Annotated in this window: 14 protein-coding genes and 2 pseudogenes; 7 read left to right on the top strand and 9 right to left on the bottom strand. The window is 61.5% G+C overall.

The annotated features are described in order from the left end of the window. Positions 1-23: 23 nt before the first annotated feature. Both FQV39_RS29045 and FQV39_RS29040 read right to left on the bottom strand, forming a co-directional pair. On the bottom strand, positions 24-1,364 hold the full coding sequence (locus FQV39_RS29045; protein WP_149133458.1) for a cation:dicarboxylate symporter family transporter: 1,341 nt from the start codon (positions 1,362-1,364) through the stop codon (positions 24-26). 69 nt (positions 1,365-1,433) lie between these two features. Next, on the bottom strand, positions 1,434-2,486 hold the full coding sequence (locus FQV39_RS29040) for a 4-oxalomesaconate tautomerase (protein ID WP_149133457.1): 1,053 nt from the start codon (positions 2,484-2,486) through the stop codon (positions 1,434-1,436). Positions 2,487-2,603: 117 nt separating this feature from the next. Between FQV39_RS29040 and FQV39_RS29035 the strand changes: the two genes are divergently transcribed. Beyond that, the gene (locus FQV39_RS29035; protein WP_149133456.1) at positions 2,604-3,509 is read left to right on the top strand and encodes a LysR family transcriptional regulator; all 906 of its coding nucleotides are present in this window, start codon (positions 2,604-2,606) and stop codon (positions 3,507-3,509) included. Here the strand turns inward: FQV39_RS29035 and FQV39_RS29030 are convergent. Further along, the gene (locus FQV39_RS29030) at positions 3,478-3,672 is read right to left on the bottom strand and encodes a DUF1330 domain-containing protein (protein WP_248313175.1); all 195 of its coding nucleotides are present in this window, start codon (positions 3,670-3,672) and stop codon (positions 3,478-3,480) included. The two genes, FQV39_RS29035 and FQV39_RS29030, sit on opposite strands and share 32 nt — an antisense overlap. 74 nt (positions 3,673-3,746) lie before the next feature. On the opposite strand from FQV39_RS29030, the pseudogene FQV39_RS33905 reads away from it, so the two are divergent. Next, positions 3,747-3,971: pseudogene (locus FQV39_RS33905) on the top strand (transposase family protein); the annotation flags it as partial. A gap of 42 nt (positions 3,972-4,013) precedes the next feature. Next, positions 4,014-4,298, top strand: a pseudogene (locus tag FQV39_RS33900) (transposase); the annotation flags it as partial. Positions 4,299-4,411: 113 nt separating this feature from the next. Here the strand turns inward: FQV39_RS33900 and FQV39_RS29020 are convergent. Together FQV39_RS29020 and folE are read right to left on the bottom strand one after the other, a co-directional pair. After that, on the bottom strand, positions 4,412-4,906 hold the full coding sequence (locus FQV39_RS29020) for a 6-pyruvoyl trahydropterin synthase family protein (RefSeq protein WP_248313174.1): 495 nt from the start codon (positions 4,904-4,906) through the stop codon (positions 4,412-4,414). Positions 4,907-4,931: 25 nt separating this feature from the next. Beyond that, positions 4,932-5,597, bottom strand: coding sequence for a GTP cyclohydrolase I (gene folE / locus FQV39_RS29015; protein ID WP_149133455.1), 666 nt, complete (start codon positions 5,595-5,597; stop codon positions 4,932-4,934). A gap of 184 nt (positions 5,598-5,781) precedes the next feature. Here folE and FQV39_RS29010 point away from each other — a divergent pair, with 184 nt between their 5' ends. The 3 genes from FQV39_RS29010 (at position 5,782) to FQV39_RS29000 (ending at position 9,645) form a co-directional block, all read left to right on the top strand. Beyond that, the gene (locus tag FQV39_RS29010) at positions 5,782-6,306 is read left to right on the top strand and encodes a putative pterin-binding protein (RefSeq protein WP_472840615.1); all 525 of its coding nucleotides are present in this window, start codon (positions 5,782-5,784) and stop codon (positions 6,304-6,306) included. 162 nt (positions 6,307-6,468) lie between these two features. Then, positions 6,469-8,865, top strand: coding sequence for a putative bifunctional diguanylate cyclase/phosphodiesterase (locus FQV39_RS29005; RefSeq protein WP_149133454.1), 2,397 nt, complete (start codon positions 6,469-6,471; stop codon positions 8,863-8,865). A 213-nt stretch (positions 8,866-9,078) separates the two neighbouring features. Further along, entirely contained in the window at positions 9,079-9,645 is a 567-nt protein-coding gene (locus FQV39_RS29000; RefSeq protein WP_187640112.1) for a M15 family metallopeptidase, read from the top strand. Positions 9,646-10,167: 522 nt separating this feature from the next. On the opposite strand, the gene FQV39_RS28995 is transcribed toward FQV39_RS29000, so the two are convergent. The 4 genes from FQV39_RS28995 to FQV39_RS28985 all read right to left on the bottom strand — a co-directional run bounded on the left by FQV39_RS28995 (position 10,168) and on the right by FQV39_RS28985 (position 19,310). Continuing rightward, complete coding sequence (locus FQV39_RS28995) at positions 10,168-10,830, bottom strand: invasion associated locus B family protein (RefSeq protein ID WP_248313173.1); 663 nt, start codon at positions 10,828-10,830, stop codon at positions 10,168-10,170. Beyond that, positions 10,827-11,039 carry a SapC family protein gene (locus FQV39_RS34480; protein ID WP_472840668.1) on the bottom strand — a complete coding sequence of 71 codons (213 nt, stop codon included), beginning with the start codon at positions 11,037-11,039 and terminating at the stop codon, positions 10,827-10,829. The genes FQV39_RS28995 and FQV39_RS34480 overlap by 4 nt, the downstream gene beginning before the upstream one ends. Further along, on the bottom strand, positions 10,984-11,436 hold the full coding sequence (locus FQV39_RS34475; RefSeq protein WP_472840667.1) for a hypothetical protein: 453 nt from the start codon (positions 11,434-11,436) through the stop codon (positions 10,984-10,986). The genes FQV39_RS34480 and FQV39_RS34475 overlap by 56 nt, the downstream gene beginning before the upstream one ends. Positions 11,437-11,633: 197 nt before the next feature. Next, positions 11,634-19,310: an autotransporter-associated beta strand repeat-containing protein gene (locus FQV39_RS28985; protein WP_187640109.1), complete on the bottom strand. Its 7,677-nt coding sequence runs from the start codon at positions 19,308-19,310 to the stop codon at positions 11,634-11,636. A gap of 453 nt (positions 19,311-19,763) precedes the next feature. On the opposite strand from FQV39_RS28985, the gene FQV39_RS28975 reads away from it, so the two are divergent. Next, positions 19,764-21,422, top strand: coding sequence for a winged helix-turn-helix domain-containing protein (locus FQV39_RS28975; protein ID WP_248313171.1), 1,659 nt, complete (start codon positions 19,764-19,766; stop codon positions 21,420-21,422). The last annotated feature ends 83 nt before the right edge of the window (positions 21,423-21,505 follow it).

The following is a 21,505-nucleotide window of genomic DNA, read 5'->3' as shown; positions in this document are numbered from 1 at the left end:
CAGCGCTTGTGAGTGCCCTATCTCTAGACGTGCACTGCAATCTGCTGCGGCTCTGCGATCTCATCGAGCTGCTGCATGTATCCTTGATCCAGTTCGCGTTTCAAAACGGTCATGTCGCAAGCACCGTCCCAGATCGCGAGAACAATACAGGCCACGGCGTTGCTGCAGAGACTCGTCAGAGCGCGTGCCTCCGACATGAAACGATCGATGCCGGCGATGATCACGACCGCGGCGACAGGCACGGTATCCGGCATCGCCGCCAAGGTCGCGACAAGCGCCGCGAAACCGCTGCCGGTCACGCCGGCCGCGCCCTTCGACGTCAGCAACATGACCAGGATCATCGAAACGATCTGCCATTGGCTAAGCTGGATATCGAGAGCCTGAGCCAAGAACACCGAGGCCAACGTCAGGTAAATGGCCGTTCCATCGAGATTGAACGAATAGCCCAGCGGAAGTGTCAGGCCGACCGACCCCTTGCTGCAGCCCAGCTTCTCGAGCTTGTACAGCATCGCTGGAAGCACCGGTTCGGTCGAGGACGTGCCAAGCACGACCAAAAGCTCTTCGCGAATGTAGCGCAGGAGCTTGATCAGGCTGAACCCATGGAAGCGAGCCAGCAATGCAAGAACGACAAACACGAAGAAGATGCTGGCTACATAGAACGTTGCAATCAGCAGGCCGAGATTGCCGATCGACTTGATGCCATTCTTCGCCACGATGAACGCAATGGCTCCGAAGGCTCCAAAGGGCGCCAATCGCATGAGGAACCCAAAGGCGGCAAAAAGGCCACTGGAGAAAGATTCCAGCCCCCCTAGGAACGGTCGGCCAGCTTCGCCAACGCGCCTCAATCCAAAGCCTGTGATGATGGCAATGAAGAGAACCGGGAGAACCTCGCCTTCGGCAAAGGGCGTGAAGAAGCTCGGCGGAATAATATGGAGAAGCACCCCGACGAAATCGAGCTTCTTGGCCGATTTGGCATAAGCCGCGGCCTGAGCAGGATCGATCGAGCTCGCCGCGATATGCATCCCATCGCCGGGCTTAATGGTTTCAACGGCAACCAGCCCAACTATCAGCGCAATAATTGTCAGGGCGTAGAACAACAACATCGCTTTCAGAAGCGCCCCCCCAATACTGGCGTTAGCGCCTACCGTCGCGATTCCGATGACGATCGTGCAGAATACTACGGGGACGATCATCATCTTGACGATTTTGATAAACGCATCGCCCATCGGCTTGAACTGTACCGCGAAGTCAGGAGCAAAATGCCCAAGGAATCCGCCGACCAGAACGCCGAACAACACCTGGAAGTACAGCTGCTTGTAGAACGGCTTTTTTCCGGAAATTTCTCTCGCGTGCACTGCCATCATTTCAGAAACCTCCCAATTTTATTATTTGTTATTACAGGCAACCTGCTCGAAACACTTCGGACCATCCACTCACGAAGCAAATACGTGTCCTTCGAACAAGCGACGTGCGGTGCGCAAAACGCGAGCAACTGGCTCCTGAGATCCGGGCAAATGGTCGAGATTGACGTCAAGCCGTCCCGATGGGTGCTCGAGCGTGATGTCCATCGGCAGAGAGTTGGGCCTGACCATCTCGAAAGCCACGGTCCCTGGCGTGGCAACAGCCGACGCCACTGCGACCGCTCCCGTGATCGCAAGTGCCGAGTGACACTGGTGAGGCATGAAATAACGTACGGCGAGATGCCCCCCCTTGACGGGTGGCGCAATCAGGACAGGTTTGGGGATCACTCGCTCTGCTGCATCGAGTATTCCCATCTGCTTGCCAGCTGCAATGCGGATTCTTTCCAGACGGGCCATGAACTCGCGATCCGCGGCGTACTCCGCGGGGGCTTCAGTCCCCGCTTTTCCAAGATCCATAGAGCGTATCAGGACGATCGGCGTCGCAGCGTCCACGCACGAAACCTCGATTCCTTCGACGATGTCCACCGCCGAACCGGTGGGTAGAAGCCCCGAGGTCTTGGAGCCGGCAGCGTCCAGGAAGGCGAGATGTACCGGCGAGGCCGTGCCAGGCACGCCATCAATTGAGGCGCTGCCCTCGTATGTCACGCGGCGGCCCGGCGTTTGAACCTTGGCTTCGATCACTTTGTTGGTATTCAAGTTGAGTATGCGAACGCTGGTGACTCCATCAGCGGCTTTCACCAGCCCCGCCTCGATAGCAAAAGGACCGACACCTGAGAGCATATTGCCGCAATTAGGAGAGGTATCAACCTTACGCTCTTCGACTTTCACCTGCGCGAATAAATATTCAACATCGATACCGGCGCGCGCCGAGGGAGATACGATTGCAACTTTGCTCGTAACCGGATTTCCACCGCCAATTCCGTCGATCTCCAGGGGGTGACCGGAACCCATGACGCGCAGTAAAATTTCGTCCCTTTTCGCCTCATCTGACGGAAGATCGGAGGAAATAAAGTAAGGCCCGCGAGATGTTCCACCGCGCATCAATACACAAGGTATTTTCGTCATGAAAAAACCTCCCCACTGCGCTGCGTTGTTATACGCGCACATTCTATTATCGCTTTCTTTGTGTTAGCAGCCAGAATCAGACTGGTGAAATGCTATGTTTTCGACTATCGATGCAGGATGCGCATCAACTTCGAAATCCTCGACTTGCGAGCCTTCCTGGCCGTCTACGACCTGAGAAACTTCCATCAGGCGGCAGACGCGATAGGACTTTCCCAATCAGCGCTGTCACGCCGTATACAGGCGCTCGAAGCGACCTTAGGTGCGGCGCTGCTGGAGCGATCGAAGCGATCCGTTACGCCAACGGCGATCGGACGAGCGATTGAGCCGCAATTGCGACGCATCATTTTTGACATCGAAAATTCGGTGCTTTCGTCCGAAGATCTGGCTGTTCGCCAGCATGGCAGGATAACGATTGCATCGATTCCGACCGCTGCAATCAGTTTTTTGCCCAAGTTAATTCATGATTTCAATACACGATTTCCAAACATTAGATTCAGAATACTGGATCTCTCTTCGAATGAAGGGCTAGAATGCATCGCAAGAGGTGAAGTTGATTTTGGGATTAATATTTTAGGGCAAACTCACCCAGATCTAGTCAATACGCCGATAATGGACGATCCGTTTATTTTCTTCTGCCGAAGCGACCACTCGCTCGGGAAACGCGAATCCGTTACCTGGAATGAGCTGACAGAACAACGCCTAATCGGCGTGAGCCGTGAAAGTGGAAATCGCGTCGTTCTAGACAACGCGTTGGCTCAGAACAGGATTGACGTTAAATGGTTCTATGAGGTGAATCATGTGTCGACGGCTGTTGGATTAACTGAGGCAGGCTTGGGAGCAACTGTATTGCCAAAACTGGCACTCCCTTTGACGAGACATCCTGATCTTGTCGCGCTTCGTATCGAAGAGCCAATCATTTCACGTACGCTAGGATTGCTGGAGCGACGCGGGGGCCATTTATCGGCGGCGGCCCGCCGCTTCAAAGAAGACCTCATGAAGCTTTGGGCAAAATCTGATTCTTGATCACGAATTCGATCACAACCGTTCGCTGGTGCAAGCCTTCCTCATAAAGGTTGCTCGGCATTCCGCGCGCAAGAATTCGACTGCCTGCTGCAAGGATAGCTGGTCCGCTCAGCTTGGCATATGCAGCCAACGCGTCCGGATCGCTGACCGAGTGATATGTCACTTTCCATTTAATGGGGGTCTTCCTCAATTTGCGTGGTTGATGCGCTGTTAGCGACGCTATCGCTATTGGCGGGCATGCGCTCGCAATCGAAATGGTCGCCCGGCCCAGGCGTCAGAATTCTGGGTGTCGCGCTGACTGACGACCACGATTGGGTTGTTTCGGCTGCCGGACCCGCGATCGGCATTTGCCCCGATTGTGGTTGGCAAAGCCGAAGTCGGCATGGTTGGTCCAATCGCAGCCTTCAGGATCTGCCTTTTCAGGGCAAACCTGTGACGGTTAAGCTCCTGCTGAGCCGCTGGCGATGTTCCCATCAGCAGTGTGAGCGACAAACGTTCACCGATCGGTTGGCAATGCGCTTCAACGGCATCCTTCGCGGCAAGAGGTCGGCATCACTGGATGCATGGAGCGACGATGCGATCGACACCGAACTCACACCTATCATGCGGTTCGCGCGCGTCCTGCGCAGGGATATCGCGGCCGTCAACAACGCCATCGAGCTACCCTGGAGCAATGGACAGGCCGAAGGGCAGATCAACCGACTGAAGACGCTCAAGCGCGCAATGGACGGTAGAGCCGGCCCAGAACTCCTGAGAGCGCGAATGCTGCCACCGCTCCACGCAAATTGAGGAAGACCCTAATTAAATGCCAGTTCTCAACCAAACCGACGCATTCTTGCATTTCTGCCAAGCGACAGATCGGTATGCCTTTATTGTTGCCCCCCCGTCGGCGCCAAATCCCGTCAATATTGCCGACGCTCAAAGATCGCCGAATTGCCGGCATGTTCGCGAACCTCGACCGATTCCAGCCAAACGCGATCGCCCATAAGATCGGCGAGCCAAGCCGACACGTGGTCGAAGGCATATTTGGCGGTCGCTTCGCAGCCGACCGCCGGCATGATCCGCAGATCTACGACGCCTTTGTCGGCCAGCTCCCGGAACGTGTCGAGATGCGGATCGTCGGCTGCGACGACCATCGTGTGATCGAACATCATCTTCAGCCAGGCCTTGACGTCCTTCATGGCGCCAAAATCGCAGCACCAGTTGCGCTCGTCGAGTTCGTAGGTCGCGAAGACGAATTTGAATGACAGCGCATAGCCATGGAGCAGGCTGCAATGCGAATGGGTCGCACGCCACTGCCTGAAGCAGCAGGACAAGCCTTCATTGAAGTCATAGGTCTTGGTGGACCGATAGATATCCCGGTACCTTGTTTGCGCAGGTCTCTCGTCCTGCATCATTGCCCCGCCGTCCATAATGTTTGACCTATTGACGTTCCAAGGATGCACATTCCTGAAGAAATTCGGACTTGAACGAGGCGTTGGTGGCAAGTTCGCCGTAGAATGTGCTGTTCACCATGCGGCTGGCATGCGGGGCTCGAACTCCGCGATGGGTTTTGCACATATGGACGGCGCTGATCCTGACCGCCAGCCCACGAGGCTCGGTGGTCTCGACGATATGGCGCTCGATCTGTTTTACCAACTCCTCCTGGATCTGGAGCCGGGCAGCAAAATGCTGAACGATGCGATCGTATTTGGACAGGCCGATGATCTTGCCTTCGGCTGAGGGCAGGATGCCGATGAATGCGACGCCATAGATCGGCATCAAATGATGGGCGCAGGTCGAGCGGACATCGATCGGGCCGGTGACGATCAACTGGTCATAACGCGCGGCATTGTCGAATTCGGTGATGTTCGGCGGCGCGTTGTAGCGGCCGTAGAGGATCTCCTCGACGAGCATTTTGGCAACCCGCCCCGGCGTATCGCGCGTGTTGTGATCGTTCCGGTGATCGACTTTCAAGATATCAAAGAGCTCTTCGATCTTCCGAGCAGCCTTGGCCATCATTACAGCGCGCTCGGCGTTGTCCAGGTACCCCTCGACGGCTTCATTTCCGAGCCAGGCTGAATTTGGCAGGCAATTCGATTGGGACATGTCGCGTCCAAATGCATCAACGGGGTGGGAGTGATGGTTCCTAGGAGACTAGTAAGTTCAAAACCATTTATTAAGTGGTTGACGGCCTTGGTAAATTTATTAACAATTCAACCTATTTCGTGCGTTAATTGTTTTTAAACGCAGGATATCGAGATCTTGAACCTCGATGGATCTGGAGCCTGTTATGCCAATCGACGCATTGCGACGTGGAATTTGCCTGGGTGCGATCTCGTCCCTCGGCCTGCTCATGACAGCGCAGGCTGGCGCACAGACATTGGCCGCACCGACGGGCAGCGTCATCCTCACGATATCTGGCAAGATCTCGGCGACCAACAACGGCGACACTGCGCAGTTCGACCGCGCCGCCCTCGAGGCGATGGGACTCGTCTCCTTTGAGACCACGACGCCGTGGTACACGGGCCCGCAGAAATTCGAGGGAATCTCGCTCGATAAATTGATGAAATTGATCGGCGCCCAGGGCGACCACGTTCAGGCTATTGCCCTCAACGACTATACGACTGAAATTCCGATCGCCGACTTTGCCAAATATAATGTCATTCTTGCTCTAAAACGAAATAACGAATACATGCCGATTCGCGATAAAGGGCCATTATTCATTGTATACCCTTACGACAGCAACCCGGAACTGCGCAGCCAGAAATTCTACAGCCGATCGGCTTGGCAACTCTCAAAATTGATTGTCCGATGACGGCAAAGTCGACACTATCGAACGGCTAGAACCTTTTCGCGTTTCCCCGAATCGCGAAAATGCCCTAGCCCTTTATTTTATCGCATTTTCTTCACGCGAACCGGCGTCGACTTCGCTCGAAAATGCTCTCGCACCTGGGGAGGACCTTCCGAGGATCGTCTCATGCTGAAGGTGCGGAAAATCGAAATCGTTCTCGGGGCCGTTCTTCTCGGCCTCGTTTTGTCATCACTGTTCGTGTCGAAGCTGATCGTCGACCGTCAGAATCTCATCAGGCAGACCGCTCGCTACAACATAACCTGGCTTGCGAGTCAGGCCGTCGTGGAACTCGAGCGTTTCCAGGAGCGGATCGCGAGCTTCCGCATTCCTTCCAGCGGGGTCAACGCGGACGAGGTGGCGCTGCGCTATCAGATCCTGCTCAACCGGCTCACCCTGCTCAGTTCCGGCGAATTCAAGGAGTTTGTCGACCAAAGCGCGGAGCGCCGCACGACCGTCGACCAATTCCGCCAGGCGCTTACCGAGATCGAGCCCTGGGTCGACAACCTGAACGACGAGAACGTGGGCCGTATCCGCGCCCGGCTGGTGTCGCTCGACCAGAAAATGTCGAGTCTCGCGGCTACGGCCAACCGCATTTCGGGCGATCAGGTCGACAACGATCAACGTCAGCTTCAACGCCTGCATTGGTTCTTTTCCGGCCTGATCGTCACGCTCGTCCTGATATCGCTCGGCCTCGTCCTGCAGCTTCACTTTCGCCACCACTTGCTCAATGAAGCCCACCGCAAGATGCATGTCCTGACGGACGTCCTGAAGGAGGCGAAACACGATCTCGAACTGGCCAACGAGGATATCTCCAGCAAGAACGAGAGCCTGAAGCAGCAAAACGAGATTCTGGTGGTTCGCGACATCGAACTGCGCACCCAGAACCAGCGCTTCGATGCGGCCTTGAACAACATGTCGCAGGGCTTGCTTCTGGTGGACGGCGAACATCGCCTCATCGTCTGCAACGAGCGCTATCGCCAGATCCTCAAATTATCGGCGGCAAGCACCAAGCCCGGGGCAAACCTTGCGGCTATCCATGATGAACACTTCTCGGCCTTGCTCGCACATCAGAAGGTGATCGCATCCGGACCGCGGTCGGCAACATTCTCGTTCGAGCTCGCCGACGGCACCATCTGCTCGGTGTCCCAGCAGCCCATGCCAGACGGCGGTTGGGTTGCCACCTATGAGGATGTCACCGAGCGCCGGCGGTCGGAGGAGCGCATCGCCTATATGGCGCATCACGATGCGCTGACCGATCTGCCGAATCGCGCCTTGTTTCGTGAACATCTCGAGCGTTCGCTCGATCAGGATTGCCGCGAGTCCTGCAGCCTGGCGGTGCTTTATCTCGACCTCGACAGGTTCAAGGCGGTCAACGACACGCTCGGCCACGAACTGGGCGATGCGCTGCTGAAATCGGTGGGCGCCCGATTAAAGGAATCGGTTCGGGAAACCGATATCGTCTCCCGGTTCGGCGGCGACGAATTCGCCGTACTTTGCAGGGGGAGGCCCACCCTCGACGAGCTTCGCCGGATCGCCGGTCGAATCGTCGAACGCATGGGGCAGCCCTTTTCCATCGCCGGCCATGAGATCAGAATCGGCACCTGCATCGGCATCGCGCTGGCCATCAAGGACGGAGACGATTGCGACTCGCTCCTTCGCCATGCCGACATGGCGATGTACGCAGCAAAGAACACCGGCCGCGGCACCTACTGCTTCTATGAAACGCTGATGGAAGAGCAGATCGATGCTCGTCGCGCCTTGGAAGACGCGCTCCGCCACGCGCTTCAGGACGATGAGCTCGAAGTCTATTACCAGCCGATCGTCGACCTGAAATCGATGGAGATCGTCAGTTTCGAGGCCTTGCTGCGCTGGGATCATCCCGGGCGCGGCCGTGTCTCGCCCGACGAGTTCATTCCCGTCGCGGAGGAAACGGGACTCATCGTCGCGATCGGCGAATGGGTCCTGCGGAGAGCTTGTGCCGATGCCACCCAATGGCCGAACGGCACGCACGTATCCGTCAACCTGTCGGCCGTCCAGCTGCGCAACACCGACTTCACCCAAACCGTGTTCAGCGCGTTGGCCGCCACTCAGCTTCCGGCGGACCGGCTAGAACTGGAAATCACAGAATCCGTGCTGCTCCAGGACAGCGACGCGACGCTGGCGACCCTCCACAAATTGCGCGGCTTCGGCATCCGCACATGCATGGATGATTTCGGCACCGGCTTCTCGTCGCTTAGCTATCTGCGCAGCTTTCCCTTCGACAAGATCAAGATCGACCGAACCTTCGTCAAAGACATGGTGAGGCAGGAGGATTGTCGCGCCATCGTCACCTCGATCGCCAATCTGGGTCAGAGCCTGGACATAACCACGACTGCCGAGGGGGTAGAGACCCGCGAACAGCTGGAGGCCGTCATGGCGGTGGGCTGCACGGAGGTGCAGGGCTATTATTTTGGGCAGCCAACCACTGCGCAAAACATCGCGCAGGCCTTTGCCCGATTGGAGAAGATCCGGCTCGCTGTCTGACGGTGGGGTTGGGGTCGCGTTGCGCCAGGTGCGGACGCGGGCTCATTGGCGCGAAGCGGACATTCCAGACCGGGTCGACGGAGGTCTGCTCCTTTCGCGGGCGCTCGACTTTGCCTGAACTCAAACTCAAGCGGCCCTGCCTTCCTTTGGCACCATGGGACTGCGATTGTACGGGCCATGATGCGTGGAAAGGCACGTTACCTCTGGAGATTGTTGGGCATTGCGCTCTTCAGCTTCGGCCTGGACAGCGGAGTTCACGGCCAACCAGGCAGGAGATTGCGGACGTCGCCGGACGTCTTTGTCGATCCGCTGCGATACGGACCGGGTGGCATCTACGCGAAAATTCCCGCTCGGGATGAATTCGGGCGGGATCAACTCGCGATGTTTCGCGCATGGAATCAAAATCCACTGGCAAATCACGAGGCGAACCTTCGCGCCCTCCGACCGATCCTCGCCAAGGTGGTGCGGAAGGCGCAAGCTGACAATCCAGGGCTGCGCTTCGTGATTGGTTCCGGGAGACGTGACCGCAAACAGCAACGCATGGCGGTTGCCTGGGGCTGGTCCATGACACGTGCCAGTTCGCACCGGTCGGGCAAGGCAGTGGACCTATGGCCGCTCGATCAGACGGGACAGATCATCTTTGACCCGGACGTTCAGAACCGGATTGCTGACGCGCTGGAGCAGGCCGCAAGTGAATTGGGCGTATCGCTCCGGTGGGGTGGTCATTTCCATGGCTACAAGCACATGGACCGCTCGCATTTCGAGCTCGTCTCGCCGTAGCCCCGGCAAGCGGTGATCGGCGCAGCCGTCACCGCCCCTAATTCCGGCAGCGCGCCGAGCGCCAGAAGAACTTTTTCGAGAAGCTGTTCGGGCTCTGGGGTTCAGTCATTCAGCCCAGAGCCAAGGTCATTGTTTTCATGGGCCGCGTCTCGGCTGCGCCATGACCAGACATTGAATGTATGCCCAGAACCGGACATCCAACACGTTTCGGAGCATTGAGCGTCGGCAAGGGGTCAGCTAGCCTCCTCACTATGTTTGGCCGGCTCCTGCTCAATCCTTTCGTCAACAGGCATCCCAACAGCCGCATCAATGAGCTGCTGTCCTGAGCCTATCCGGCGCAGCCCACTCTCAGGGACCTAGCCTGAGAACTTCCCACGCCCCATCCACAGCTCCGTGCGACATCTGCTTCGTTTACGGAACCCGCCCGACCATGGTGGATGTCGCACAGCGTAGCGTCCCCTCAATCCGCCGGCGAATCGCCGTCGCCGCTCACCGGTACGCGCGGATCGATCAGCTCCGAATTCAACGCGACAGCACCGCCATGCGGTCGAGGGCGGCAGCGAAGCCTTGCAACGAGATCGAAAATGGCGTGGCGCCACCACCATCGGCGACAGCCCTCACCTTCAGCCCCGTGCCCGCGCGCAGCGCGACCAGCATTGGGGCCTCGAAGGTCACTGAAACGAGGCAACCAGCCGGCACGCAAGTGCGGAAGCGCAGCGGCTGCATCGCAGGCTTGTCATCGATCTGGAAGGTCACGCCGGAGTCGAGCGCAAGGCCGAACGGCAGGACCAGCGTCCCCGACACGGTGTTGCCGTTCGGCGCGTCGAGCTCGATGGCGAGCACCCGCTGACCGTTCTGCTGCGCCTGAACCTGCGACAGCACGCAACGCTTCTGATTGCCCTGCTGCGCACAGGTGGCACGCCAGTCCTTGTAGGTCTCGTTCAGCGAGGATGCCCCACCGGGAAGACCGGACGCAGTGGCCCCGCCAGCCGGTTGACCACTGGATTGGGCCTGTGCGAGTTCGAAGCGTTGCGGGGCGGGATCGTCGTGGCTGTCGGTGATCGAAGCCGCCTGGCTCGGCGTCGAGACGGCGACGCCCGGCACCATATACACTGTCATGCCCGCAGCGATCACCAATACGGCCACCGAGCCGGTTCCAAAGAAGCGGACCTTGCTGCTCATCATGCGAGCGCCTTTCGTTCGTTTGCGCGCTGCGCATTGAGATCGAGCAGACCCTGAAAGCTCTGAAGCGAAGCAAGGTGGAGCGTGGCGAGATCGAGCCAGCCCTTCGCGTGCCAGTCGGTGACGGTCCTAGCGGGCAACGCCCGGAATGCCTTCTCATCCACCGCGCAGAAGCCGTTCAGCATCTGTTGGGCGCCATCGGGAAACTGTATCTGGACTGGTTCGGCATGAGCAGCTTCGCCTCGCCAAGCGCTCTGGCGAACGCGAGCGTGCTGACGACAACGACATGGTAGGCGTGGCAGAAGGCCATGGCCGCCTGCGCCGTCGAAGTTGGCTTGCCTTCTCCGTCGAACAGGCGCTTCCGCGTCCGATCGCGTCGATATCGAAGCAACAAAGCGGTCTGACTTCCGGTCGATGGCCAGCAGCTGCTGCGCCTTGTCGGGTGCCTCGCTCCCGATGAAGGGGTAGCGGCGCACATAGGCCGGAACATGGCTGCGCGCGCCATCCCCCATCGCGTTCGATGAAGAGGTTGCGCCCTTGCCGGATGCCGACAACGGCAAGCGGCGAAGCCACGCCATCCGTCGCGAAGACGATCGGAGAGTGGCGCATGGCGAGGGCAAAACGCGCCGATGCAAAGGGGAACGGCGACGGCCTCGCTCGCAAACCCGAAAATGGTGGACGGTGCGAGACCCACATCGCTGTGGTCTTCAAAGCGCAGGAGCACGGGGTCTCTGTAGAAGAGTGGAAGCGCCGACGTCCCTGTCCCTGCTTGCGTGTCTTTGGTCACAGTCAACTCAGTTTCCAGTTCAGAACGTGACATTGAGGTTGAAGCGAGCGGACTGGTCGGAGAGACCTGAGCCGAACTGGCCGCCATAGGTGACGCCGAGCGTCGCGTTTGGCGAGAGTGCGTAGTCGAGGCCGGCTTCAACCACCGCCGCATTGCGCGCGATCGGAACCCCGCCGGTCGAGAAGGCGTCGCCGCCACCGGCAAAGCGCATCGTCGAGAGCGGCGTCGCATCGCCGAAGGCGTGACGCCAGCCTGCCATGCCCTTGACCGTCACAGCCGCGCCGTTGAGGTCGAAGGTGGTCGAGGCGCGAAGGCCCAATGTCGTGAAGGTCGCATCCGTCGTGGCCCCCTGGCTGGTCAGCGCAGCCGCCCCGCCCCTCTCGGTGAAGCCATCGGTATGGACACTCACATGAGCGAGGTTGGCGAAGGGCTCGAACCGGGTCGCGCCCATGGTGAAGCCGTAGCCGAGCTCGCCGAAGACCTGCGCCGTGCCGGCGTTGTAGTCGCCCTTCAGGCCATTGCCGAAGCCGGGGAACATCACGTTCCGTGAGGTCGAGACGTCATGCCAAGTGTAGGCGGCGCCGGTCCGGAAGGCGAGATCACCCCAGTTCGTGCCGCCATAAAGGCCGACATGGTAATTGTCGCTCGAGCCGGAGGAGTGACGGTCCTTCACGTCGAAGCTGACGCGGCTGTAGCCCGCGACCGCGCCGAAGCGCCAGCTGTCGAACACCGGCGCATCCGCGCCGATGAAGAATCCACCGGTCGAGCGGTTGAGGCGCGCGGCATTGCCGTCGCCATTGGTGTGCCCCCAGGAGCCGAAGCCCTGGCCCCAGACCGCCAGACGATCCGTCGTCGCGGCGACCGCAACCGGCTTGCCGTCGACATAGGTCGTGACCATGCCCTTCGCGGCGCCGGCACTGTCGAAGGCCGCACGGATGCGGTCGTTGATAGCGTTGCGGATGAAGCGGCTATCCTCGACCAGCGCCGACTTCGCCGAAGCGTGGATCTCGCCCGAGAGCTGGTCGAAGGCGTACTGCGCCTGCGGAGCCGACAGGTTCAGCACCGCATTGTAGACCGGGTTGCCTGCCCCAAGTCTCTCGACGCCGCCGCCGGTGGCGATCTGGTTCGGGGTCAGGCCGACGTTCTGGAAGCTGACGACATTCCGCGTCAGCGTCAGATAGACGTTGTTGGCGTCGTAACTGAGCGAGGGATCGAGGAAGGCGAGGTTCGAGGTCACGCCGCTGAAGGTGCCGCTCCGGCCGCCATTGGCAGTGAGGATCGTGTACTGGGTCTGCGGCGCATAGTTGCCCATGTTGGCCAGCACTTTGACCGAGCTGCCGGCGATGGTCGCCGTGCCGCTGGCGACGATCTTGTCCGACTGCCCCGCTGCGTTCACCTCGACCTCGTAGATCGAGCCCGCCGCAAAGATGACGTTTCCGGCGATGTTCAGTGTGCCGATCGAGTTGCCTGGCGCAATCGTGCCCGAAACGTTCACATTGCTCGCCACGCCGCTGCCTTGCAGGCGGCCGCCGGCCAGCACGTCGACGGTGCCGCCGAGTGAGCCGTTGACTGCAAGCGTGCCGCTCTCGATCGTGGTCGTTCCGGCAAAGGCGGAGGAGTTGCCGGTCAGGGTCAGCAGGCCCGCGCCGGCCTTTGCGAAGCTGCCGCTGCCCGAAATCACGCCGGCATAGGTCGCGTTGACCGCCTGGTCGAACCTGAGGGAGGCGCCAGAGCCGAGAGCGGCATTGCCGCCGAAGCGCTCGGCCGAGGTGGCGAGCCCGCCGGCTTCGATCTTCCAGTCGAGCGACGACATCCCGGTCAGGCTCAGAACACCCGCACCGCGCTTGATCATCGCGCCCCGCGAGCCATTGAGCGCCCCGATGTCGCCGGCAAAGGCGGCGTCGGTCGCCTGATTGAAGACGACCGTGCCGGCATTGCTGACATTGCCCGAGATCGAACGGGCATTGCCTATCAGCGTGCCAGCCGTGACGAGGGTGTTGCCATAGGCGTTGGCGCCGTTGTCGAGCCGCAGCGTGCCGCCGCCCTGCTTGATCAGATCGCCACTGCCGGAGACGATCCCGGTCAGGCCAAGCTCGGTGTTGGCTGCCACGTCGAAGCGGCCTGCCTGCGTCAGCGACACGGTGCGCGCGGTATCGAAGCTCGCCATGGTCGAAAGCGCGCCACCGGTGAAGGACAGGCCGCCCGTCGCTGCGCCGAGATTGGCGTCGCGCGACACCGACAGCACACCGCCCGCGATCGTCGTGCCGCCGGTATAGGTGTTGTCGCTGGTCAGGGTGAGCGTGCCGGCGCCGGCCTTGATCAGCGAGGTCCCGTTCCAGCCCGTCGCAAGGTTCGCCGCCCGGTCGGCGAGCGCCACCCCCACCGTGAAGGTGTCGGAGGGATTGGTCAGCGTGAAGGTGCCATGGGCGAGATTGTTGCCGGCGGTCCAGCTCAGGCCGTAGCTTGCGAGGTATTGCAGGCCGTCGCCCGATTTGCGGGTGGACATGGTGAGATAGTCCACCGTGCCGCTGAAGCCGCCGACGGTGACAGGGGCGAAGTCGCCGCTGATCCCCAAGCGGGTATCGATCAGCACTTTGTCGAGTTGGCCCGCATCGCTGATGCCGCTGAGATTGAAGGCGACGCCGTTGCCGATCGTGACGCTGCGGGCCGACAGCGCCGGGCCGTTCGAGCCGGCGACGATGGAAAGCGCGGTGCCATCGGCAAAGGTCGCGGCCTGCTCGAGGCTCACGGTCGCCGGCGTCTGGATCGCCAGCGTGCCGCTGTTCACGGTCAGGTTGCCGCCGAGGGCATTGCTGCCGCCCGCACTGCCGTTGCCGAACTGCAGCCGGCCGGCTGAAACGGTGGTGTCGCCGAAGTAGCTGTTGGTTCCGGTCAGGATCGTCGTGCCCGTACCGATCTGCCGCACGGCGCCGCTGCCGGAGATGGCGCCGGAGAAGGTCACCGCGTCGGAGCGGTTGAAGGCGAGCACACCGTTGTTGGCGACATCGCCGAGGATCGAGCCGCTCGTGCCACCGCTGCCGAGTTGCAGTGTGCCGCCGCTGATCGTCGTGCCGCCCGTATAGCCACTGTTTCCGGTCAGGATCGTCGTGCCCGTACCGATCTGCCGCACGGCGCCGCTGCCGGAGATGGCGCCGGAGAAGGTCGCCGTATCGGAGCGGTTGAAGGCGAGCGTGCCGTTGTTGGCGACATCGCCGAGGATCGAGCCGCTCGTGCCACCGCTGCCGAGTTGCAGTGTGCCGCCGCTGATCGTCGTGCCGCCGGTATAGCCGCTGTTTCCGGTCAGGATCGTCGTGCCCGTACCGATCTGCCGCACGGCGCCGCTGCCGGAGATGGCGCCGGAGAAGGTCACCGCGTCGCTGCGGTTGAAGGCGAGCGTGCCGTTGTTGGCGACATCGCCGGCGATCGAGCCGCTCGTGCCGCCACTGCCGAGTTGCAGCGTACCGCCACTGATCGTCGTGCCGCCCGTGTGGCCGCTGTTTCCGGTCAGGATCGTCGTGCCCGTGCCGATCTGCTGCATCGCGCCGCTGCCGGAAATGGCGCCGGAGAAAGTCACCGCATCGGAGCGGTTGAAGGCGAGCACACCGTTGTTGACGACATCGCCCAGAATCGAGCCACTCATGCCGCCATTGCCGAGTTGCAGCGTGCCTCCCGAGATGACCGTGCCGCCGGTATAGGAATTATCCGCCGAGAGGACCAACGTGCCCGAACCGGCCTTGGTCAGCGATCTGCCATCCCAGCCGGTCACAGGATTGGCCGCCCGATCGGTGAGCGCCACCCCCACCGTGAAGGTGTCGGAGGGATTGGTCAGCGTGAACGTGCCATGCGCCAGATTGTTGTTGGCCGTCCAGCTCAGGCCGAAACTGGCGAGATATTGCAGATGATCTGCCGAAATGTGGGTCGAGAGGGTGAGATAATCTACCGTCCCGCTGAACCCGCCCACTGTCACCGTGCCGAAATCGCCGTCGAAGCCGTTGCGCGTGTCGATCAGCACCTTGTCGAGCTGACTTGCATCGCTGACGCCGCTGAGATTGAAGGCGACGCCCGTTCCAAGCATGAGGCTATCGGCGGTAAGCGAGGGACCGCCGGCAGTGGCGCCGATCGACAGCGTGGTGTTGTCGCCAAAAGTCGCAACCTGAGCGACGCCCAGGGTCGCCGACGTCTGGATCGCCAGCGTGCCGCCGGCCACGATCAGATTGCCGCCGAGATTGTTGCTGCTGCCGCCCGCACTGCCGTCGCCGAACTGCAACCGGCCGCCGGAAACGAGGGTGTCGCCGGCATAGGTGTTCGTGCCTGTCAGGATCGTGGTGCCCGCACCGGTCTGGCGCACCATGCCGCTGCCGGAAACATCGCCGGAGAAGGTCATCGCATCGCTGCGGTTAAAGGCGAGCGTGCCGTTGTTGACGACATCACCGACGATCGAGCCGCTCGTGCCGCCACTACCGAGTTGCAGCATGCCGCCGCTGATCGTCGTGCCGCCCGTGTAGCCGCTGTTTCCGGTCAGGATCGTCGTGCCCGTACCGATCTGCCGCACGGCGCCGCTGCCGGAGATGGCGCCGGAGAAGGTCGCCGTATCGGAGCGGTTGAAGGCGAGCGTACCGTTGTTGGCGACATCGCCGACGATCGAGCCGCTCGTGCCGCCACTGCCGAGTTGCAGCGTACCGCCGCTGATCGTCGTGCCGCCCGTGTAGCCGCTGTTTCCGGTCAGGATCGTCGTGCCCGTGCCGATCTGCTGCACCGCACCGCTGCCGGAGATGGCGCCGGAGAAGGTCATCGCATCGCTGCGGTTGAAGGCGAGCGTGCCGTTGTTGGCGACATCGCCGACGATCGAGCCGCTCTTGCCACCACTGCCGAGTTGCAGCGTACCGCCGCTGATCGTCGTGCCGCCCGTATAGCCGCTGTTTCCGGTCAGGATCGTCGTGCCCGTGCCGATCTGCTGCATCGCGCCGCTGCCGGAAATGGCACCGGAGAAAGTCACCGCATCGGAGCGGTTGAAGGCGAGCACACCGTTGTTGACGACATCGCCCAGAATCGAGCCACTCATGCCGCCATTGCCGAGCTGCAAGGTGCCGCCATTGATCGTGGTGCCGCCGGTATAAGTATTGATCCCCGACAGCGTCAGTGTGCCGGTGCCAGTTTTGACCAGCGAGCCGCCTGTGCCGGAGATCACGCCGCCCACCTCGGTCGAGAGATTGTTCGAGCCGGCGGTCAGTTCGTTGGCGCCAAGCAGATAGGAGCCGCCGCCTGCGATCGAGCCGGCGGTGAGTTTTTTGTCACTGGCGGCACCCGTCGAGCCCGAGAAATCGACAGTGCCAGCCGAGCCATTGATGATCTCGGCGCCACCGGCGTTGCTGTTGTGGAGAAACACCAGGCTGGAGTTGTTGATCATCCTGGCGTTGCCGGCCGCGCTGGTGGAGCGGAAAGTCAGGGTGCCGTTGTTGGTGATCGCCGAGCTGCCGGCGCCGCTCGCGTCGTAGAATGTGAGATCGCTATTGTTGGTCATGCTGGCGCCGCCGGCCGTACTCGTGTCGTAGAAGGACAGCGTGGCGCCATTTGTGATGCTAGCATTGGCTGCGGAGCTTGCATTGTGGAAGTTCAGAAAACCGCTGTTGTTGGCAATCGTGGCGGTGCCGGCAAGGCTGTCGTTGTAGAATAACAGATTGCTGTTGTTGGTGATGTTGCTGCCGCCGGCCGAGCTCGTATCGTGAAATTCGAGGACATTGTTGTTGGTCGCGACAGCACTGCCGGCGCTGCTGGTATTGTAGAAATAGAGTTCGCCGCTGTTGGTTATGGTGGTGCTGCCGGCACTGGTTCCATTCTGGAAGTTGGTTGTGCCGGTATTCGTGATACCGATGATGCCCGTGGTGGTGGTATTGGTGACGGTGAATGTACCAGCGCCGTTCACATTGATCTGGCCCTGGATCGAGCCGGCGGTGCCAGCGGTGCCAAGTTGCAAAATGCCGGCGTTGATCGTGGTGCCGCCGGTGTAGCTGTGGCTGCCGGTTAGAATCGTCGTCCCGGGACCGCCTCTGGTCAGCTGCGCTGCGCCGGAGAGTGTTGCGCCAACCGTGCCGTCGCCCCAGAGGTTGAACGCGTTCGCGGCTTCGATTGTGCCAGTGCCGCTTATGCTGCCGCCATTGAATGCGAGGATTTGCAGGCTGAGCTTGCGGCCTGCGCCGATATTGAGGGTCGCCGCGCCTGAATTTGTGAATGTGGAGACGCCAAACATGTCGCCGCCAGTGAGCGACACCGAACCGTTGCCCTGGTTGTTGATGTTGCTCGTCTGGACATCAACATCGCCGCCGAGAACCTTGATCTGGCCGCTGTTGTTGACGTTGTAACCAGCCCCAGGGGAAAGTATCGCCGTGCCGCCGGGGCCATTGAAGTTGATGATGCCGCCAGCGTTGTTGTTGATGTCGCCATTGTCCATCACGACGCCGTCGGTACCGACATTGATGGTGGCATCGTTATTCAGCGTGTTGCCGGTGCCGAAAAGTGTGGCACCGGTCCCCAGGTTGATTATCCCTCCACCGGCATTCCAGATGGTTCCGGCGGACAGCATGTTGCCGTCACCGATGTTGATCGTGCCGCCCGCATTGTTGAGGCTCGTAAAGCCGGTGGCATTTCCGGCAGCACCCAAGGCGAGCATGACACCTGCATTTGCATTGAGAACATTGTTGTAAGTGCCGGAAATCTCCGTGCTGCCGCCGACCAGTTCGATCACGCCGATATTGCTGCCGGTCAGCGCCGTGACGCTGTTCGTGCCGCCGGTGATGACGATCGCGGAGGAGAGGTTTCCCGACAGGCCGCCGGCGCCGCCGCGCGCGCCGCCCTGAATGCTCCCGCTGTTGATGATGGTCAGGTTCTGGCCAATGATGCCGTAACCGCCGGCCTGCGGGCGATAGGGCTGGGAGTTCAGGAAGTCCGTTCCCCCGCCGCCGCCCTGGATCGTCCCGGAATTGGTGATCGTCAGCCCGCTGGAGGCGGTGGCGGTGATGCCGTTGCCGCCATTGCCGCCCGCGCCGTTGCCCGAGAAGTCGGCGAAGGGATTGGTGATGCCCGGCCCGACAACGGCTGCGCCGCCGCCGCCCTTGCCGCCCGCTATCACGCCTGAATTGGCAAGGCTGGCTCCGGTCGTGACAATGAGGCCGGACCCGCCGCCGCCGCCACCACCGCCGCCCGCATAGTTCCACGACTGCGCATAATTCGCGGAGCCGGACCCACCATCGCCGCCATTGCCACCCTTGATCGTAGCGTTGTTGGTAAGGTCAGTCGTCAGCGTGAGGCCCGCCCCACCCGCGCCGCCGCCGCCGCCGCCGGCGCCCAGGCCGTAGCCTCCGCCACCGCCGCCGCCGCCGTCCGATCCCCCTCCCGAGCCGCCACGGTTGCCCGAGCCGCCGGTCGAGCCGCCGCCGCCGTTCGACCCGGTCGTCGAGCCGTCCCCTGCAAGGCCCGCCGACGCGCCGCTGCCCGCAGTCGAATAGTTCGGCGCATTGCCGCCGGTCCCGCCATTCTGGCCGATACTGTCCGCCAGCGCAGGTCCCGCCGCGAGGATCAGCGCCAACGGCGCGACGGAGTTCGCAAGCGCCGCAGCCAAAGAGGCGACGACGACACCCGATGCAGGCACACGCAGCGCGGAGCGGCTGGCGCGCGCCTCGGAAATTCTGACAGCACTCACCGCGATACCCCGCGCGCTTTGGCGCCGGTATCGCCGCGGCCGGGAGAGGGTACCCAGGTGGCACCGCGTCGAAGCCGGATGCAGGTCACCGTCAGCGCCGTGGAGGCCAGCAACGCGGCGCGCAACAGGTCGCCCATGACGCCGCGCGCCGAAGCCGAATGCACCCGTGAAGACATCGTTCCCCCAGCCTGGAAGCGGGACTTGTGTTCCCGCAGCGCATCCAGGCGTCATGCCTTTTCCGCGCTTCCCGCGATCGAGCCCCGCGAGCGCGTTCGTTGTGTTCCTGCGCCTTATGTCAGCGCTGGCCGGAAGGGTCCTGAAAGGGCGGCGGGGGAATTCTGAAATTTCGCTGAAATTTTCTTTTTCCTGAGGGAATCCGAATGACTTTTGAGGAATCTGCGTGCTTTTGGCAGGATGCCGCGGTTCTGTGGCATCGCTGGAGAAGGGGGGCAGGTGCTCAGATTCGCAGGATTTGAAGTCGATCAGCAGCGTTCCGAGCTGCGGGGCCCCGATGGCGGGACGATCAAGCTGCGGCCGAAGGCTTTCGATCTGCTGTGGCTGTTCGCCGCCAACCCAAGGCGAATCATCAGCAAGCACGAACTGATGGAGGCGGTCTGGCCGAGCGTCCATGTCAGCGACGACAGCCTGTTCCAGTGTATCCGGGAGCTTCGGACCGCGCTGGGCGATGACAAGCGCCAGTTGATCCGAGCCGTCTCCGGTCGGGGCTATCTGTTAGAGGCCGCGGTATCGGACACAACGGATACGAGCGCGCGGGAAGACGCCGCCCCGGCTGTTGGACCCGAAACGGAAAGCGAACTGGCCGGAAGCTGGCTCGATCTCAAGATGCGGCGCCGCGCCGCACTCTTGACCATGGCGGGGCTCGGCGTGTCGGCTTTGGCGGCGGCCGCGACGCGGCTTCCCCGTCTCTTCGCGGGCTCGCGCCCGACCGTCGCCGTGATCCCCGTGACAACCGCGAGCAATGACCCGCTGGCCGCCCGGATGGCGGCCGGCGTCACCCGCGACCTGACCGACGGCCTGGCGAAAATCGAGACGATCCAGGTGATGATCCCGCCCGGCGGCGCCGTACCGGCCACCGATCTCGTCGTGAGCAGTGAACTGGAGAAGACCGAAGCAGCGTGGAATTTGCGCGTGCGCATGACCGAGCCGACGACCGGCGCGGTCAAGTGGACCACATCGGTGTCGGTCGGCCTGACCGGCACCGACGCGCAACTCCAGCAGACCCGCCTGACGGCCGGCATGGGCCACGCGCTGGCGCTGCGCATCAACGTGCTTCTGAATTCAGGAGAACGCTCGGCCGACGGCTTGCCGGCGGGCAGCACCAAAGTCGCCATAGAACAAGCAACGGCCTCGATCAACCAAACGACGCTGGAGCGCTTTCGTGCCGCGCAGGCGATGCTGGAACAAGCCCTCGCCGACGACGCCGGCAATGTCGACCTGCAAGTTGCACTCGCAGCATTTCAACTGCGCGGGATTCAGATGGCCTGGTTCCCTGCTGCGGAGCGCGAGTCGGTCGAGAACCGCGTCGGCGTGATCATGGAACGCGCGTTGCGCGCGCAGCCCAATTACATCCCGGTGCTCCAAACGCATTGCCGGTTTCTGTCGACGACCAACCGCTTCGTCGAAAGCCTGGTGGCATGCGGCAAGGTACTCGCCCTCGATCCATGGGACGGAAGCGCGTTGTACCTCACCGGACTTTCCCAGATCTTCCTGGGCCGTTTCGACGACGCGCTCGCAACATTCAAGCAAGCGGATCGGTTCGATACGCCACAGGTCGCTCGCTGGACATGGGCGATCGGAGCGGGCTTGGCCTGCCTGCTCATGGGCCGCGCCGAAGAAGCATTGCCCTGGCTGCAGCGATCGATCGCCATCACGTCGGCCAGCGGACGCACGCATTTGCTGCTGGCAGCCGCCTATCAGCAATTGGGCCGAACCGACGACGCTAGGGCGGCCGTCGCCAAGGCCCTCGAACTGAGACCAGGTTCGACGGCACGCAATGTGCCGCCGCCCACCAGCAATACGAGCCCGGTGTATCTCAAGGCCTCCGAACGAGTCGTGAGCCTTATGATCGCCGCCGGGCTGCCTGAGAGCTGACAACACGCGACAGCGGAACAAGCACTTCCAAAGATCACTACACGCCAGCTTGGCCTCACCGCCGGAATGCTCGTCGGATTGCC

Origin of the sequence: Bosea sp. F3-2, from assembly GCF_008253865.1 — a bacterium.
In the GTDB taxonomy this organism is placed as follows: Bacteria; Pseudomonadota; Alphaproteobacteria; order Rhizobiales; family Beijerinckiaceae; genus Allobosea.
This window is presented reverse-complemented; position numbering and strand designations above follow the sequence as displayed.